This is a genomic window from Streptomyces yerevanensis, assembly GCF_000716805.1.
Lineage (GTDB): Bacteria > Actinomycetota > Actinomycetes > Streptomycetales > Streptomycetaceae > Streptomyces > Streptomyces flaveus.
In genome coordinates this window covers 58301-74588 of sequence record NZ_JNWJ01000022.1, presented here as the reverse complement: position 1 = coordinate 74588, position 16288 = coordinate 58301, and the positions used below count along the sequence as shown (strand labels likewise).

The following is a 16288-nucleotide window of genomic DNA, read 5'->3' as shown; positions in this document are numbered from 1 at the left end:
CGTACTCAGTGGCACAGCGGCAGTGGCGTCCCGGCGAGCGGGTGTCTTCGGACGAGGGGGCGCCCCGGCCTCCGCTGCCGGACCTGCCGTGTCTGCCCGCGATGCGCGGCTACGGTCGGCTGTGCGAGGGCCTCGACGCGTTCGGCTTCCGGCATGTGGCGGATGCGCTGCGGCCGCCGGCGGCGGCCCGGCACGCCTCGTTCGGCTCACTGCCGCAGGCCGAGACCGACCGTGGCTTCCGCGTCCTGGACGGTCTGTGGTTCACCGGCCGGGGCAATCTGTGGCAGCGCGTGGACCTGGACCACGTCCAGAAGGTACGCGCCGACTGGCTGGCCTCCGGCGATGCGCGGGCCAACGGGGCGGCGGGCGTCCTGAGCACGCTGGAGGCGTACGTCCGGCAAGAGCCGATGGGGCTGCGCCGGCTGCTGCTGTGGCAGCTGGGCTGTCTGCTGCGGGACGGCTCCGACGGGCCCACCGAGGAGGCGGCCGTCGCGCTCGGCGTGCACCGGGACGAGGCACGCCATCTGGCGGCGGCCGTCGCGGCCGGTTTCCCGGCTGCCGGGGCCGCCCGGCAGGCCGCCGAGCGGCTGGGTGACCTGTGGCCGGGCGGCCGGCTGCGCGAGACCGAGCGGCTTGTCGCGCAGGTGCACGACACCGGACGAGACCCCGCCCTCACCCGACTCCTGGAGTCACTGCACGCCCGCTCCACCGAGGTGGCCCGCCTGACGGCCGGGGCGACCCGGCTGACGGCGGGCGGTTCCGCCCGCGCCGCGGCCTCCGCCTGGCTCGGCGCCGCCCGCCGGGCCGGTGACGACGCGGGCATCGAGGCGGCGCTCCTGGCCGCCGCGGCCCACTCGGCGGACACCGGCTCGGCGGACACGGGGGCCCGTCTGGAAGCGACGGTCCACGAGCGCACGGTGACCCTCACGTGGCCGCCGGCCCGGTCCCGGGCGAGCGGGGTGACGTACCGCTTGCTGCGCTTCCCGGACGGCTCACCGGGTGCCGCGACGGAGTTGAGCGAACCGGTGGCGACGGACGCTGCCGGCACGGCGGATGCGGTCACGCCGGAGAGCGCGGATGTCCTCGTGGACGCGGACAGCGCCGGGTCGGCGGGGCGGCCTCTGCGTCGTACCGACGCGGACGTCCCCGTGGGTCACCCCCTGCGCTATGCCGTGGTCCCCTTGCGGCGGGGGCTGATCGCTGCCGTGCCGTTGGTGTCGGCGCCCGTCGTCATCGCGCCCGATGTGGCCAGCGTGATCGTGACGCTGGTGCCGGACGGTGTGCGGCTGCGCTGGGGTGCCCCCGATCCGGCCTGTACGGAGGTGTCGGTGCACCGCATCGCGGACGGCGGTCCTGTCGTGTCCATGACGTGCGGGCGGGACGAGTTGCTGGATGTGCCGCTCGCCCCGGGCGACTACACGTACGAGGTCCGCTGTGGCTATCCAGGGCCCGGCGAGCAGACGGAGTGGTCCCCCGGTGTGCGGGTGGGGGCCCATGCCGAGGAGTGGCCCGGGCAGGTGGAGGACCTGACGGCGCGGTTCGTCGGGGACGGCGGCCGGGTGGCGCTGACCTGGCGTCCGCCCGGTCGGGGGCGGAGCACGGTGCTGCCCTGGCGGAGCGTTCCCCTGGGGCCGGGCGCGGATGTGTCGGGGCGGGCGGGGCTCGCCGTGCCGGAGTCGCCCGCGGGGCCGGAGCCGTCCGTCGAGGTCGCCGTGCCCGAACGGTCGCGACTGCGGATGACGTCGGTGAGCGTGCTGGGCGAGCGGACGGTGACCGGGCCTGACGTGGTCGTCGAACGCCTGGGAGTGGTGAGGGATCTGACGGCTCATCGCATCACCGCCGACCGTGCCGCCGTGCGGTTCGAATGGCCGGAGCCCGCCGTGCTGGTGGTGGTCACGTGGGAGGGCGGCGGGCGCCGGGAGGAGCGCCGGGTGGCCCGCAGCCGCTATCTCGCCGACCAGCAGGTGTCGTTCGACGTGACGCCGGACGCCTACCGGTTCACGGTCGCGGCCCTGCCCCGTCCCGACGCGCTCGCCGTTCCGGCCGACGCGGCGGTCGTGGACCTTCCCGAAGTCCCGGCGCCGCCGCGTCTGCTGCTGCCGGCCTTGTCGGGCTGGTCTCCCTCGTCGTTCGGCTGGCGGGCGCGCCGGCGCCGCTGGTGGCCGTTTTGGAGGTGAGAGGCTGCGGGACCGGGATGGATCTCAGTCCTGCACGACCGCCTCTGCCCCGCCCCCGAATTCCAGCTGCAGTCCGGTGCTCAGGCCGATGGTCTTGCCGGGGTCGACGTCATGGACGGAGCTGTCCGCCCGCCGTGCCGTCCAGCGGTGCCCGGTCCGGTTGGTGATCCCGAACCGCCCGCGCTGCTTGGGGTGTTCGGTCACCTCGGCGACCACGGCGGTGAAGTCGTGCCGCTCCGGGTCGACGTCCAGGTGGTGGGCGTACATCCGGGCCTGGGCGCCGAGCCGGATCGACCGAGGCTTGCTGCGCGAGGTCGCCGTGCCGGTGGTCAGACGCAGGCGCGGTGGCAGGCTCAGGGGGCGCCCGCAGCTCCAGCAGACGGGGGCGGGCCCGTCCGGTTCCGTGAGGTTCTGCCGGCCGCAGCCCGCGCAGAGGCAGATGGTGTCGAGGACCTCGCTGAGCGCGTCCCGCCACTGCCCTTCGCGCACCCGCCGGGCGGGGTTCTTCAGTCCGTCGGTGAAGGTCTGCTCGAACAGGGCGCGCAGTACGGGCGGGAGGGCTCCCCAGGTGGCGACGACGGTCTGCTGCTCCTCGGGCACCGGCCGGTTGCGCGTGTCGGACGGGTCGTAGACGAAGACCGGATCGGTCCCGTACAGCTTGCGCCGGGCCGGTTCGTCCAGGCAGCGGATCTGCAAGGCCAGTGCGCCCTCGAGCGGGTGATGGTTCATCAGCAGCAGGAAGAGCAGGACGGCGAGGGAGTGGAGGTCGCTCTGGATGCCGGGCTGGGCGCCCTTGTCGCCGCGTACGAGTTCCGGCGCCATGAAGTCCATGGTGCCGGCGACGCCCGCACTCTCGCCCTCGACGACCGCGTTGTCGTTGTCGCACACCAGGACGTCGCCGGTGCGCGGGTCGAAGAAGATGTTGCCCCAGTTGATGTCGCGGTAGGCGATGCCCTTGGCGTGCAGGGCGCGGTAGGCCTCGACGGTGTGCAGGGCCGCCATGACGAGGGTGCGGATGGTGGTGGCGGCGAGCGCGGGATCGCGGCGGAACAGCGCGGGCAGGTCGTGGAAGCGGGAGGGGCGTACGTCCATGAGGTAGCCGAAGCCGGGCCGTCGGCCGTCCGCGTCGACGACGACGGTCTGCGGCCACAGGAAGCGGTCGTCGCCCCAGCCGCGCCCGATGAGTCCTTCGAGGATCTGCCGCTGGCGGCCGTCGGCGAGTTGGGGGTAGTACCACTTCACGGCACGGTCGCCCTTGCGGGTCTTCACCCGGTAGACCTCGCCCTGGCCGCCGGAGCCGAACATCTCGGCGACCTTGACCTTCTCCCCCTCCTCGGTCACCAGGGTCTGCCCGGCGGCGAGCATGCCGTTCACCATGCGCGGTTCCTCTCGTGGCTCACGTGTGTGGCGCGTCGTTCTGCTGGGGCGCGAGTTGGTCGGTGGCCTCGAACGCGCCCACGAGTGTCGTGTCGTCCCCGGAGTACTGGGCGGCCCGCCCGAGCCAGTCCGGCAGCCGGGTCCGTAGGGCGGGCATCCCGAGTTCGGTGGCGTGGCCCTGCACGCCGGCCGCGAAGTCGAGGAAGCCCTGGTGGTCGGTGAAGCTCTTGGACAGTCCGTCGGTGGAGAGCAGGATGCCCGACGGAGTCTCGTTGGTGAGGGGCTGCCAGTGGCAGCGTGCGCGATGCCAGGACTCGGCGGCACACAGGGAGTCCGTCTCGTCGCCGAGGTCGGGACCGGTGTACAGGGGCGTGTACGGCGTGCCGACGGCGTCGAGGACGACGATGTCGCCGTCGCCCAGCTGCCAGCACACCAGCAGCCGCCGGGTGAGGACGGCGCCGACGAGGGTGGCGCCGTACGCGGTGAGATCGCGGCCCTTCGGGTTCTGTACGGAGGGGTCGGCGGGCAGGCCGCCGTGGGCCGGGGAGTTGTAGTCGTGCAGTGTCGCGCGCTCGTACCAGCGGTGAGCCACTTGTTCGGGCAACCGCCGGGCCTGGGCGCGCAGCTCGGTCAAGCCGGCGTACCAGCGGCCCTCGTCACCGTTCTTCTCGGCCTCGTTGTCGTACTCCACTGCCGTGCCCGCGAACTCCCGTGCGCACGCGACGAATTCGTCGACGGCCCAGTACGCGCCCAGGTCGCTGCGGAAGTGGGGTGCCGAGCCATGGCCGTCGGCCACGGCGAGGACGACGGCCTCTCCGTCGGCGACGTGCCGTGCGGCGAAGCGGTCCTGGCTGTACTTCTTGCCCGCGCCCTTCACCATGCCCTCGAGCAGTTCCCACCGCCCGGGCGGTGTCGCACCGCCGTTCACCAGACGGGGTCTTCGTCCTCGTCCTTGCCCAGCGCCACGGGCGGTGGGGCCTGCATGGGACCGGCACCGTCGCCGTCGGTCCTGGGGGTGGAGGCCTGCTTCACGGCTGTGGACATCCAGCGGATCGCGGCGGCGAGCTGGCGCGGGTTCTTGGCGTGCAGCGGCTCCAGCTCCGGGTTGGCCAGGAACTCCTTGAGCATGCTCTTGTCGGCGTCGTCGCCGATGGCGAGGGCCACCCGCACCGCACGCTTGCCCCAGGGCGTGTCGTCGATGGCGCGCAGCCCGGAGCGCCAGTCGTCGGTCGGCTGGCCGTCGGAGACGAGGGCCAGCACCGGCGGCAGGGCGCGCTGCGGCATGGGCGGCGTCTGCAGGGCGCCGGCCGCGAGCCGGAACGCGGCGCCCATGTCGGTGCCGCCGTAGGTGTGCAGGTCCTCCCAGGTGAACTGGTCCACCGGGGTCGGGTCGTTGATGTGCCAGCTGGCGCCGCTGGCGAAGGAGACGGCCCGGATCAGGAGGGTGGCTCCGGGGTTGGAGCGGGCGGCCTCCTGCATCTCCGGGATGGCCTCGCGGATGGCGAAGTTCAGCTCGGCGATCTTTCCGTTGATGCTCATCGAACCGGAGCAGTCCAGCAGCCAGATGAAATGGACGGGACGGCTGGCCATACTGCCGCCGGGCAGGTCGAAAGTGTCGCTCACGCTGGTCCTCTCCCCCGAGACCGGGCGTGCGTCCGCCCAGGAGTTGCGTCGTCAAACTCTTCGCGAGCAAGCGTAGTTGAGAACCGGGCAGAAGATCAGGTGTGAGGAAGTATTGCCCGGGAAGCGGGACGCTTTGTGGGATCATCCGTGCTCGCGCGCGCCCCCGTGACCCTTCATCTGATGGCTCCACTTGTTCCAGGCCTGCACCCACTTCTGGCCGCCCGGGCGCTGGGACAGCAGGGTGGCCACCTCGTTGACTCCGTGCTCGCCCAGCTGCGCCAGCGCAGGGCCGATGACGTCCTCGGTCAGCTGGTCGGCGGCGTTCTTCCAGGCGCCCCGGGCACCGTCCCGGCGTTCGCGCCAGAGGGTGAACAGGATTGCCACGCGCCGCGGTTCACGCAGCGACGCCGGGTCCAGGGCGCCGCCCGAGCGGTGGGCGTCGGCCACGGCCCGCTGGTAGTGGCCGATCAGCTTCATGTTGTCGGCGACGTAGTCCAGCGCTCTGGTGTCGCGCACCGTTTCGGGGTCGGTCCTGGCGATGCCGTGGGCGATCCCTCGGTCGACCGCATCCCGCAGCGCATCGGGCAGGCGCCCTGCGTCGTACTCCAGGGCGGGCAGGCGCTCCATGGCCGGCGCAAGCCGTTCCCGCCCGTGCGCGAAGTCGTGGGCGAGGACCAGGAGCCGGGCGACGGCCCGCTCCTGCGAGTTGAACTTCCGCGAAGCAACGGTCTCGCGTGCGAATTCGATGAGCGCGGGAGTGACTTGGTCCGGGCGTTTGAGCCAGTGGGAGAGGCGGAGTTCCAGCCCCTCCTCGACGATCAGCCGGGGGGAGCAGACCTCGGTGACCCTGCTCTGGTCGGGACGGGCCGGCTGGCCGTTCGGCGGCCAGACCAACGCCCACATGATCCGCAGGGTGGCGCCGTCGGGCACCTTTCCGTCCAGATGCCGTCGGGCCAGCTCGACCCAGATCTCGGCGCCCGTCAGGCGGTACGGTTCGCGGCTCAGGTCCGCCGCCGACACGGCGAGGCGTACGGCGAGCGGGGCCCCGTCGAGGTGGGCGCGCAGCCAGCCGCCGTGCACGGAGCGGACCAGGTCCCGCAGTCCGCGGATACGACGCTCGCTGGGGTCCTGGACGAGCCGTTCGAGGACGCGCCGGACCAGCCCGCGGTCCTGCAGCGAGATGAGCAGCGCGACGGCCTCGCCGCAGTTCCGCCGCTTGTCGGGGCAGCTGAGGGCCTCGGCGAGCTGCGCCACGGCCGCGTCCAGTACGGGACCCCCGCCGACGCCGGAGGCGAGCAGGGCGCGCAGCGGCTTCTCCCAGGTGTCGAAGGAGTACCGCAGCAGCTTGCGCAGTTCCTCCTCCGGCGGCGGGCCGTACTCGCCGCGCAGGGTGTGCCAGGCCGCCTCGTCGAGCGGCAGGTCGCGGCAGGACTTCAGCACCTCGTCGGTGTCCTGTCGGCCCGCCGCCTTCAGGCGCCGCCTGGCCAGTGCCAGGGAGAGCTGCTGCACCGCGTCCGGCTGGTGTCCGCCGATCCACTTGCAGATCTCGGTGAGGAATTCCTCGTCGTCGGCGTCCGGTTGGTCGCGCTCGGCCGCGTCCGTGGCGGCGGCCGCGATCTCCCGCAGTACGTCGCTCCGGAGGGCGGCGAGTTCGTCCCAGGAGCCGATGGCCAGGGCGTGGCGGGCGAGCGGGAGCAGGACGAAGGGTTCGTCGCCGGGCCGCGGGGACGCCCCCTGGCGCCAGAGCCATGCCGTCAGCTCGGCCCAGGCATCGGTCAGGGGCGGGCTGCCCGGGCCGCCGAGGCCGTCGTGGACCCGGTAGTGGTGGGTGACGGTCAGGACGTCGTACCGGTCGAAGACCTGCGAGTCCGTGCCCGGGCCGATCCCGAGGATCTGCTGTGGGGCACCGCCGGGGTCGGCGGTGGCGGTCATGAAGGTCAGTGACCGTGCGTGTGCCTCGGGCAGCGAGGCACAGGCCAGGGCGATCCAGCGGGCGACGGTCTCCTGGTCGGGCTCGGCCACCACGATCTGGCGGCCCGCGGGGTCGGCGAACAGCCTGCGCACGTCGGCGAGAAAGGGGGCCACGCGCGGGGCGTGTTCGCGCGCGTGTTTCACCAGCAGCGCCTCGTCCCAGCGCCTGCCGGGTTCCGCGAACGGTTCGTCGTCCGGCCGACGCAGAGTGGCCGGGCGCCAGGCGTCGACGGGCAGGTGCGGCCAGGTGGCGTCGTCGCCCGCCGCGTACTGCGCGTCGACGCGCAGTCCGGCCGACTTCTCGTCCGGGCGGGCGCTGCACAGCAGTCCGCCGCCGTCGCGGTGGGGCAGGCGGGTGTAGCTGAGCGCGGCTCCCACGGCGGGCTCCGCTCGGTGCGTGGCGGCGATGACCCGTTCCATCAGGTGGCCCGGCACGCCGTCGGGCACCGCGGTGACCGGGGTGAGCCGGTCGTCGCCGGTGCCGGGATCGCGGCGGAGCACGTAACTGAGTTCGCGGATGGCCATGCCCCCGATTCTGGCGATCTGCGCCCAACGGCGCAGGCGGACGCAGAAGTTGAGCGCGGGGCGCACGGTAGCGGAGCGCTCCACGTCAGGGACCGGCCCGCGCCCCCGACCTACGCTCAGGGACCGGCCGCCGCCCCGCCGCCCCTCTCTCGGCTTCTCCCCCAGTGCCTTAAGGGCCTGGGGGACCCCCAGAGCGGGGGACCCCCACGACGGGCTGATTTCAGCCCGTCCGGCGCTTGAGGGCCGGGGGTTCAGGGGGCGGAGCCCCCTGCATCAAGCCCGCACCGCCCGCCCCACCTCCGTCCGCAACGCCACGAACTCCGCCAGCCCTCGCGTGCCGATCTGCTCCCGCTCCCCCGGCAGCCCCACCGGCAGGTCGAGCACGACACGCGAACCGGGCCCCGCCGAGAGAACGACGACCCGGTCCCCCACGTACACGCTCTCGTCGATGTCATGCGTGACGAACACGATCGTCGTCCCCTCCGCCCGGTGCACGTCGAGCAGCAGATCCTCGAGGTCCTCGCGGGTCTGCGCGTCGAGGGAGCCGAAGGGCTCGTCCATGAGGAGGAGGGAGGGGCGGCAGACCAACGCGCGGGCGATGGCGACGCGTTGTTGCATGCCGCCCGACAGTTGCCAGGGATGGCGGCGGCCGGCTCCGCCGAGCCCGACGCGTTCCAGGATGCGTTCGGCCTCGTCCCGCCGTTCGGCACGTGCCATGCCCCGTCGACGCAACGGCAATGCGACGTTCTCCCGGACGGACAGCCAGGGGAACAGCGAACGCCCGTAGTCCTGGAAGACGACCGCGAGCCGGTCCGGCACCCCGACGACCGGGTCCCCGTCGATGCTGACGGCCCCCTCGTGCGCGGGTAGCAAGCCCGCGATCGTCCGCAGCAGCGTCGACTTCCCGCACCCGGACGGCCCGACCACGCACAGGAGTTGACCGTCGGGCACGGTGAGGCTGATGTCGTGCAGGACGCGGTGTTCGCCGTAGCGCTGACCGAGCGAGTCGAGGCGGAGCATACGGAGCGGTCACCTGTCCCGGGAGTCGAGCGCGCCATCGGTGCCGATGCCGATGCCGGTGCCGTTGTCGGTGCCGATACCGGTGACGCGGACGTGCAGCAGAAAGGGCCCGTCGCCGTCGCCGTGGGCCAGCGCCCGGTCGAGGGCGGCGGGGAGTTCGGCGGGCGATTCTACGTATGCCGCCGGGCAGCCGAAGCCGGCGGCCAGCGCGGTGAAGTCGATGTCGCCGATCTCCGTGCCGGGGACGGGCGCGATGTCGATGCGGTGACCGAGGGCGCGTACGGCGGCGTAACCGCCGTTGTCGAGGAGGACGTACGTCACCGGCACCCGATGGCGCGCGGCGGTCCACAGTCCCTGGACGGAGTAGAGGGCCGAGCCGTCGCCCAGCACGCACACCACCCGCCGCCGGTCGGCAAGCGCGCGCCCGACGGCCAGCGGCAGGCCCCAGCCGAGCGCCCCGCTGCCGGTGGTGAGGAAGCCACCCGCCAAGTCGACCCGCACGCGCGCGTGGAGAGCCTCACGGTGGCTCGGTGCCTCCTCGACGAGGACACGGTCGTGCCGCAGCCGCTCCTGAAGCAGGTCCAGGACCAGCTCCGGCGTGATGTGCGTGATGTGGTCGAGACGTGGCGCGGGGATGGGTGCCGGACGCGGGGGCGGCGGTTTACGGTTCGACCGGCCCGACTCCCCCACCAGCGCCGCCAGTTGGCCCAGGGCGGGCTTCAGCGTCGTCACGATGCTCGTTCCCGTGGGCAGCCACGCCGCCTGCCCGGGGTCGCAGTCGAGGTGGAACAGTTCGGTGCGGGCGGGCAGTGGCGGGCTCTCCGTATGGAAGTGGTACGTGAACAGGGGCGCGCCCAGGGCGACGACCACGTCGTATGCCTCCAGGCAGGCCGTCAGGCGGTCGGCGGCCGGTGGCAGGAAGCCCTGGAAGAGCGGATGGGACTCGGGGAAGCCGGAGCGGCCGGACAACGGGCTGATCCAGACGGCCGCGCGGGTGCGTTCGGCGAGGGTGCGGACCTCGGCGAGGGCGTCCTCGTCGTCGACTCCTGGGCCGACGACCAGGGCGGGCCGTTCGCAGGCGTCGAGGCGTGCGGCCAGGGCGGACAGCGCGCTCGCGTCGGCGGTGAACGCGCCGTGCACGGCGCGTGGTTCGACGGGCGGGGCGGGCTGGTCCCAGTCGTCCTCGGGGATCGAGACGAAGACGGGGCCGCGCGGGTGGGACATCGCGATGCGGTGGGCCTCGGCGAGCACCGCGGGCACGTCCGCCGCGCGGTCCGGCTGGCGGCTGAACTTCACGTACGGGCGCGGAAACTGGGCCGGTTCGTCGGCGCCGAGGAACGGCCGCAGCTGGAGCAGCGGGCGCGACTGCTGGCCGGCCATGACGACGAGGGGCACCCGGTCCCGGTACGCGTTGAAGACCGCGCCCAGCGCGTGTCCGGTGCCGCCCGCCGAGTGCAGGCTGACGAGGGCCGCGCGCCCGGTGCCGAGGGCGTGTCCCGCGGCCATGGCGACGGCGACGGACTCCTGTAGTCCGAGTACGTACGTGAAGTCCTCGGGCCAGTCGCGGAACATCCGCAGTTCCGTGGAGCCCGGGTTGCCGAAGACCGTGGTCATGCCGGTGTCGCGGCAGAACTGCACGACGGCGTCCAGAACTGTTCCCGTCGCAGGGGTCATACGGGCCTCCCTCTGCCGAGCAGTCGTTTCTCGACCGCCAACAGGCCGGTGTTGAGCAGATGTCCGAGCGCGCCGAGCAGGACCAACGCCGCCCATACGGTGAGCAGATCCGAGCGTGACTGGGCGTCGGTGAGGGTGAAGCCGATGCCGTTGGCCGTGCCCGGCAGCAGCTCCGAGAAGACCATGAGGATGAGGCAGAGCGAGAGGCTCAGCCGCAGCCCGGCGAAGATGCGCGGCAGCGCGGACGGCAGGAGCAGCAGCCACAGCCGCTCGGGCGCGGTCAGCCGCAGTACGGCGGCGACTTCGAGCCGTAGCGGGTCGGTGTTGCGCGCTCCGTCCGCCGTGTTGATCAGTACGGGCCATACGGCGCTGAAGACGATCGACGCGAGCTGCATCGGCGTACCGAAGTCGAAGACCACGACGAAGACGGGTACGAGGGCCGGGGGCGGGATCGCGCGCGCGAACTGGAGCACCGGGTTGCAGAGCGCGTACGTCCGGCGCGAGCGGCCGACCGCGATGCCGAAGGCGATCCCGGCGACGGCGGCGATCGCGAACCCGGCGGCCATGCGGCCGAGGCTGGGCAGGATGTTGTCGACGGCTGCGGCGGTGAGGAACGCATGCCCGACGGGCCCCGAGAACCACAGGTCGTAGGCGTGTCCGGCGATGTCGGCGGGCGGCGGGAAGTACACGCTGCCGTGCGCCCGAGCGACGATCTGCCACCCGGCGACGGCCACCACGAGCACGCCCCACCGCAGCAGCGCGCCGCGCACGACCCGGCTCACCGCCGCCCCCGATGCTCCGGTGTCCACGGGAACAGCTGCCGTTCGCCCCACACCAGCGCGCTGTTGATCAGCAGTCCGAGCGCTCCGGCCCACACCACTCCCGCCAGGGCATCCCGTGTGCCGTCCGTCGCGAGGCCCGCCTGGGCGATGAAGATGCCGAGGCCCTCGCCGAAGCCGGCGAGGATCTCGGTGGCGACGGCCAGGATGAGGGCGATGGCGGCGGAGATGCGGATGCCGGCGGCGATGAAGGGGGCGGTGGCGGGGAGTTCGACGCGGAGGAGGACCGCGAGGCGGCCGAAGCCGAAGGCGCGGAGGGTGTCCTTGGCCAGGGGGTCGGTCTCGCCGAGTCCGTAGACGGTGTTGAAGAGGATGGGCCAGACGGAGGCGTACGTGATCAGGGCGACCTTCGTCTCCGTGCCGGAGCCCAGCAGCAGGGACACCAGCGGGATCAGCGCCACGGAGGGCAACGGGCGCAGGAACTCGACGATGGCGCGTACGGCGTCGTCGACGACGGGCACGCTGCCGAGCAGCAGGCCCAGCGGGACGGCTATCGCGCAGGCGAGGCCCAGTCCGAGCGCCCAGGCAATCAGCGTGGCGCCCAGGCCGTCCAGGAAGACTTGATCACCCGCCAACTCCACGGCACGCGCGAGGACTTCGGAGGCGGGCGGCAGATAGGTGCGGCGGACGAGTCCGGCCCGGCTGACCGCCTCGCACACCCCGAACGCGAGCAGCACACCGAGCCCGCCGAGCAGCAACTCCTGCCTTCGTCGCACCGGGTGGCCCCCATTGAGTCGTCCCAACCGAGCGGCCCTACTTGACCAGGAGCGTGGCCGGATCGACCGGTTTCTTCAACAGGCCCTGTTTCTCCATGAGTTCGGTGAGACGGCTCAGTTGTCCGGGGTCCGTCGTCTCGGGGTACTCGGGCAGCCGTATCGCCTTGGCCTGATCCGGCGTCACCTTCGCGTACTTCGGCAGCTGTTCCCGTATCGCCGAAGGATCCTGCTTCGCGATCTTCGCGGCGGCGGCGATGGCCCGCTGAAAGGCCGCCGCCGTCTTGGGGTTCTTCTCGGCGAACGGCCCGGTCGTGACGTACCCGCTGATCGGTATGGACTCCACGGGCGCGGAGCCGCCGTCGATGAGCACCCGGGCGTTCAGGTCCTTCTGGAGGGCGCTGTTGAACGGTTCGGCCGCGTGCACGGCGTCGACCTGCCCCTTCTCCAGGGCGGGCCCCATCTGCGGGAAGGCGATCTGCCGGTAGACGGGGCGGCCCGCGCCCTCCTTGTCGAGGATGGCGTTCAGGGTCAGCGACTGGATGTTGTTGAGGATGTTGACGGCGAGCTTCTTGCCCTTGAGGTCGGCGAGGCTCTTGATGTCCGAGTCCTCGGGCACGAGGACGTCCATCATGTGCGGCGCGACGCGGGCACCCTCCGCGAGGACACGGACGTCGAGGGTGCCCTTCTCGTGAGCCTGCAGGAAGGTGACGTAGTTCGCGCTCGCGATCACGTCGACCTGGCCCTTCGACAGCGCGGGCAGCGCCTGGATGCTCTGCTGGACGGGCTGGATGCGTACGTCGAGGCCCTCTTTCTCGAACAGGCCCCGGTCCTGCGCGAGGTAGAGGGTCGCGTCGTCGGCCAGCGGGAGCGCGGCGACGGAGATGCTCGGTTTCTCAAGACCGTTGCCGCCCGAGCCGGCCTGGCCGGAGTCACCGCCGCAGGCGACGGCGGTCATCGCCAGGGCGACGGCCATGACGATCAACTGGCGCCTGTATAACCGGACTTGGCCTACCTGACGCATCTGACGTATCGACATGCGCGCATGCCTATCGCAATCCCGGGACGACCACAACATGCCTGCGCGCCGATCGTCACCCTTCGAGAAAAGCCGGTTCGCAACCTTTGCGAAAAGACCCACAGCGCTCCCCGCACGCTCCGGATCGGAGTCACAGAAGCGGCTCAAGTGACGAGGCTTGACGATTCATCAGGCGATACTTAGGTTTGCCTTACCTAAATAGCGGAAGCCTGCGAAAGGTCAACTGCCCATGAGATCCGCCCTGTTCGCCCGCGCCACCCGTACCGTCGCCGTCGGCGCGACCGCCGCCGCGCTGACGGTCGGGCTCGCCACCTCGGCCTCGGCCGCCACCGCCACGCGGACGGTGACGGTGAGCGGCACGACGTACCAACTGTCGTTGACGGCCCCCGAGGGCCTGTCGGCCGCGGGGCAGAACATCACCGTCTCCGGCAGCGGCTACAACACCATCCAGGGCATCTACATAGGCCTGTGCGTGATCCCCGACGGCGTCGAGGTCGGCAACCCCGCGACGTACACCTCCCGGCCGACCCCCTGCCTCGGCGGCGCGGACCAGGCGGGCACGACCGGCGCCTCGCACTGGGTGTCGAACTTCGGCGGCGGCATGGTCGCCAACAGTTCCATGTACGGCTCCGGCGGTTCCTTCAGCGTCAATGTGCACGTGAACCCGACGATCGCCGCCGGCCAGGTCTGCGGCACGGACGTCGACTGCGCGATCGTGACGCGCGCCGACCACACGGCGAGCGGCAACCGCTCGTACGACGTCTACGTCCCCGTCTCCTTCTCATGACCGCGCCCGACAGATCCCGGGGGCGGGGCAGCGGCCTGTCCCGCCCCCGGGCGGCGGGCGCCCTCGCCGGAATCACCGCCGTGGTCCTGGCAGTCGTCGTCGGCGCACCGGTCGTCGCGGGCGCCGACGACGCCGATCCGCCCGAGAGCGGCGGCGGATACGCGCAGACCGCGCGCAACACGGCCGTCGGCAAACCGCTGGACCTGCTGGTGCACCCCGAGTCGGGGAAGCTGTACGTCGGGTCCGACACCGTCGCCGGGACGACGGGAGCAAGCCTGGCGGGCCTCTACGCCGTCGACCCGGCCTCGGGACAGACCCTGAGCTGGGTGAAGGAATCCCCCGGCAGTACGGGGCAGCCCGCGCAGCTCCCGGCGAAGCGGTTCGCCGGGCCGCTGCCGGGCGACGGTGTGCACTACCTCGTCGGGCTGCGCGGTATCGCCGCCGCGAAGGACGGCGAGGCGGCGGGACGCGGCGGCTGGCTCACCGGTACGTCGATCACGCAGGCCAAGGCGAGTGCGAAGGACGGCACGATCGTGGTCCTGCGCGGCACCAGGCTCGAGGAGGTCACCGTCGCTGAGACATCGGTGACCGTGGAACGCTCCCTCACCCTGCCGGCCGGCGGACCGCTCGCCGTCGACCGGGCCGTCGGCCAGATCTGGGTCGCCGACAACACCAACAGCCTGCTGCGCAGGGTCGATTCGGCCGGCTTCGCACTGGACGGCACCGAGATCACGCTCGGCGCCGGCACCGCGGTGACCTTCCTGGAGTGGGACACCGAGCACGGTGTGCTGTGGGCGGGGCGCGGTGCCGTACTGGAGGCGTACGACATCTCCACGGGCAAGCTCGCCGCCTCCTTCACCTCGGACCCCGGGGACTCCGTCGCCGACGTCGCCGTCGACCCGGGCTCCGACCAGGCCTTCGCCGTATGGCAGGACTTCGGCAATCCGCCGGAGGAGGGGGACGGCGTCGGACGGCTCGCGGTCTACGACACGGCGGCGCTGAAGGACTCCGGCGAGGATGTCGAACTGCCGGGCGTCCACGGCCAGTTGGGCGCCTCCTCCGTTGCAGTGACGCCGGGCGGGGAGTCGGTGTTCGTAGGGAGCCCGGCCGATGGATCGGTCACCACGTTCCAGCGGCCGCAGACTCCGCCGTCCGAATCTCCGTCGCCGACCGAATCGCCCTCCCCGACCGACGGGCCCTCGGATCCGGAGCCGGAGCCGGACCCCAGCGGCACCGATCCGACCGGTGATCCGACGGCCGACCCGAGCGCCGGCCCGTCCGCCTCGGACGGCGTGGTCCCCATCGACATCCCCACGTCGTCCAACGGGAGCAGCGGGGGCAGCGGAAGCAACGGGGGCAGCGTCGGTGGCACCGGGGACGGAGGTTCGCTGACCACGTCCACCATCGGCGGCGGCTCTGCGGCCACGTCCGGCGAAGGCGTCCTCGCCTCCACCGGCACCACCGTGCTGCTGACCGCCGGCACCGCCGCCGCCCTGCTCGCCGGCGGCACCGCAGCGGTCCTGTGGCGCCGCAGAAGCCGGACGGGCTGATTTCAGCCCGTCCGGCGTTTGAGGACGAGGCCGTTCAGGCCGATACGGGGGTCTGGGGCGGAGTCCCCAGCGGGGTCCCAGGGGCGGAGCCCCTGGTGGTAGAGACCCTACGCATCAGTGCTGTTGCGGTTTCTGCGGCGTCGCCTCGCTCGGGCGTACGACGACGTATCCCTCACCCTGCAGCATCAGCTGCACCGCCTCCCCCGAGCCGCCGCGGATCATCGAGCCGATGGACTGCGAACGGTGCAGCGTGGTCTGGAGGTTGGCGGTCCAGCCGACGATCGCGTCCGTGTCGACGTACACCGGGTACTGCGGCGAGACCGGGATGACCAGCGGATTGCCCTCGCAGACGAGGCCGAGCCTGCCTTGCCCGGTGAAGACGCTGTTGAACAGGCCGCCGCCGGTCATGCCCGCGCCCTTCACGGTCTTGATCTCGTACTGCAGGGAGGCGTCGAAGCACAGGATGTTGCGGCCGTTGACGGTGAAGACGTCGCCGGGGTCGATGTCGACGATGAAGCAGTTCTGCGCCTCCTGCGCGAACCAGGCCTCTCCCTGCCCGCGGACCGCCATGAGCGGCAGCCCCTCCCCGGTGACGGCGCGCTTGAGCATGCCACCGACTCCCTGGCCCTTGCGCTCGAACTGCAGGTTTCCGCGATAGGCGATCATCGCGCCCTGCCGTGCGAGCATCTCGCCGTTGATCATGTATCGGATCGACTTGGCGTTCTGCACGCTCATGCCCACGGTGGTGGCGGGCTGCACCATGTACTCGCTGGAAAACAGGTCACCCTTCATGCGGGCATCGTGTCCCGGACGTGCACGTTCCGCCAACCGGCGACGGAATGAAAGGCACCGCCGAAAGTATCCGTCCGCGGAACGGAAGCGGGACGAAAGGCGGGGCGGCCGACGCCCGCTCGCGTCGGCCGCCCCTGTGGGGGGTGGCGGTCTGAAGTTGCAGGCCTGGTCAGTGGACCTGGCCGGCAGAGCTGCTCAGCA

13 protein-coding genes are annotated in these 16288 nt (G+C 72.1%); 3 read left to right on the top strand and 10 right to left on the bottom strand.

All coding sequences use genetic code 11. The annotated features are described in order from the left end of the window. Nucleotides 1-8 precede the first annotated feature (8 nt). On the top strand, nt 9-2177 hold the full coding sequence (locus OP79_RS23615) for a hypothetical protein (RefSeq protein ID WP_033322586.1): 2169 nt from the start codon (nt 9-11) through the stop codon (nt 2175-2177). Between the two features lie 24 nt (nt 2178-2201). Here the strand turns inward: OP79_RS23615 and OP79_RS23610 are convergent, their stop codons facing one another. From OP79_RS23610 to OP79_RS23570, 9 genes are all read right to left on the bottom strand, one after another. Next, nucleotides 2202-3554 (bottom strand): protein kinase domain-containing protein, encoded by a 1353-nt coding sequence (locus tag OP79_RS23610; protein ID WP_211270851.1) that lies wholly within the window; start codon nt 3552-3554, stop codon nt 2202-2204. A gap of 19 nt (nt 3555-3573) precedes the next feature. Next, nucleotides 3574-4482, bottom strand: coding sequence for a protein phosphatase 2C domain-containing protein (locus OP79_RS23605; RefSeq protein ID WP_051744862.1), 909 nt, complete (start codon nt 4480-4482; stop codon nt 3574-3576). After that, a complete protein-coding gene (locus tag OP79_RS23600; protein WP_033322673.1) occupies nt 4479-5144 on the bottom strand; it encodes a vWA domain-containing protein in 666 nt (221 codons plus the stop codon). The genes OP79_RS23605 and OP79_RS23600 overlap by 4 nt, the downstream gene beginning before the upstream one ends. Nucleotides 5145-5318: 174 nt before the next feature. Beyond that, nucleotides 5319-7757, bottom strand: a complete 2439-nt coding sequence (locus OP79_RS23595) for a GTPase-associated protein 1-related protein (RefSeq protein WP_157857361.1) — start codon at nt 7755-7757, stop codon at nt 5319-5321. Between the two features lie 189 nt (nt 7758-7946). Continuing rightward, complete coding sequence (locus OP79_RS23590) at nt 7947-8693, bottom strand: ABC transporter ATP-binding protein (protein WP_033322583.1); 747 nt, start codon at nt 8691-8693, stop codon at nt 7947-7949. A 9-nt stretch (nt 8694-8702) separates the two neighbouring features. Next, nucleotides 8703-10367 (bottom strand): benzoylformate decarboxylase, encoded by a 1665-nt coding sequence (mdlC, locus tag OP79_RS23585; RefSeq protein WP_078491969.1) that lies wholly within the window; start codon nt 10365-10367, stop codon nt 8703-8705. After that, nucleotides 10364-11176: an ABC transporter permease gene (locus tag OP79_RS23580; RefSeq protein WP_051744861.1), complete on the bottom strand. Its 813-nt coding sequence runs from the start codon at nt 11174-11176 to the stop codon at nt 10364-10366. Before OP79_RS23580 ends, mdlC begins: the two co-directional genes overlap by 4 nt. Further along, a complete protein-coding gene (locus OP79_RS23575; RefSeq protein WP_051744860.1) occupies nt 11146-11922 on the bottom strand; it encodes an ABC transporter permease in 777 nt (258 codons plus the stop codon). The genes OP79_RS23580 and OP79_RS23575 overlap by 31 nt, the downstream gene beginning before the upstream one ends. Nucleotides 11923-11959: 37 nt before the next feature. Further along, on the bottom strand, nt 11960-12958 hold the full coding sequence (locus tag OP79_RS23570; RefSeq protein WP_245685429.1) for an ABC transporter substrate-binding protein: 999 nt from the start codon (nt 12956-12958) through the stop codon (nt 11960-11962). Between the two features lie 229 nt (nt 12959-13187). On the opposite strand from OP79_RS23570, the gene OP79_RS23565 reads away from it, so the two are divergent. Next, nucleotides 13188-13745 (top strand): hypothetical protein, encoded by a 558-nt coding sequence (locus tag OP79_RS23565; protein WP_033322580.1) that lies wholly within the window; start codon nt 13188-13190, stop codon nt 13743-13745. Then, nucleotides 13742-15295 (top strand): hypothetical protein, encoded by a 1554-nt coding sequence (locus OP79_RS23560; protein WP_157857360.1) that lies wholly within the window; start codon nt 13742-13744, stop codon nt 15293-15295. Before OP79_RS23565 ends, OP79_RS23560 begins: the two co-directional genes overlap by 4 nt. A gap of 114 nt (nt 15296-15409) precedes the next feature. Here OP79_RS23560 and OP79_RS23555 read toward each other — a convergent pair whose 3' ends face one another. Continuing rightward, the gene (locus tag OP79_RS23555; protein ID WP_033322579.1) at nt 15410-16087 is read right to left on the bottom strand and encodes an AIM24 family protein; all 678 of its coding nucleotides are present in this window, start codon (nt 16085-16087) and stop codon (nt 15410-15412) included. Nucleotides 16088-16288 lie beyond the last annotated feature (201 nt).

Excerpts from the sequence above, each read along its gene's own strand:
- OP79_RS23600 (WP_033322673.1), bottom strand. The coding sequence starts at position 5,144 with ATGGCCAGCCGTCCCGTCCATTTCATCTGGCTGCTGGACTGCTCCGGT.
- OP79_RS23610 (WP_211270851.1), bottom strand. The coding sequence starts at position 3,554 with ATGGTGAACGGCATGCTCGCCGCCGGGCAGACCCTGGTGACCGAGGAG.
- OP79_RS23565 (WP_033322580.1), top strand. The coding sequence starts at position 13,188 with ATGAGATCCGCCCTGTTCGCCCGCGCCACCCGTACCGTCGCCGTCGGC.
- OP79_RS23590 (WP_033322583.1), bottom strand. The coding sequence starts at position 8,693 with ATGCTCCGCCTCGACTCGCTCGGTCAGCGCTACGGCGAACACCGCGTC.
- OP79_RS23555 (WP_033322579.1), bottom strand. The coding sequence starts at position 16,087 with ATGAAGGGTGACCTGTTTTCCAGCGAGTACATGGTGCAGCCCGCCACC.
- OP79_RS23560 (WP_157857360.1), top strand. The coding sequence starts at position 13,742 with ATGACCGCGCCCGACAGATCCCGGGGGCGGGGCAGCGGCCTGTCCCGC.
- mdlC (WP_078491969.1), bottom strand. The coding sequence starts at position 10,367 with ATGACCCCTGCGACGGGAACAGTTCTGGACGCCGTCGTGCAGTTCTGC.
- OP79_RS23570 (WP_245685429.1), bottom strand. The coding sequence starts at position 12,958 with ATGTCGATACGTCAGATGCGTCAGGTAGGCCAAGTCCGGTTATACAGG.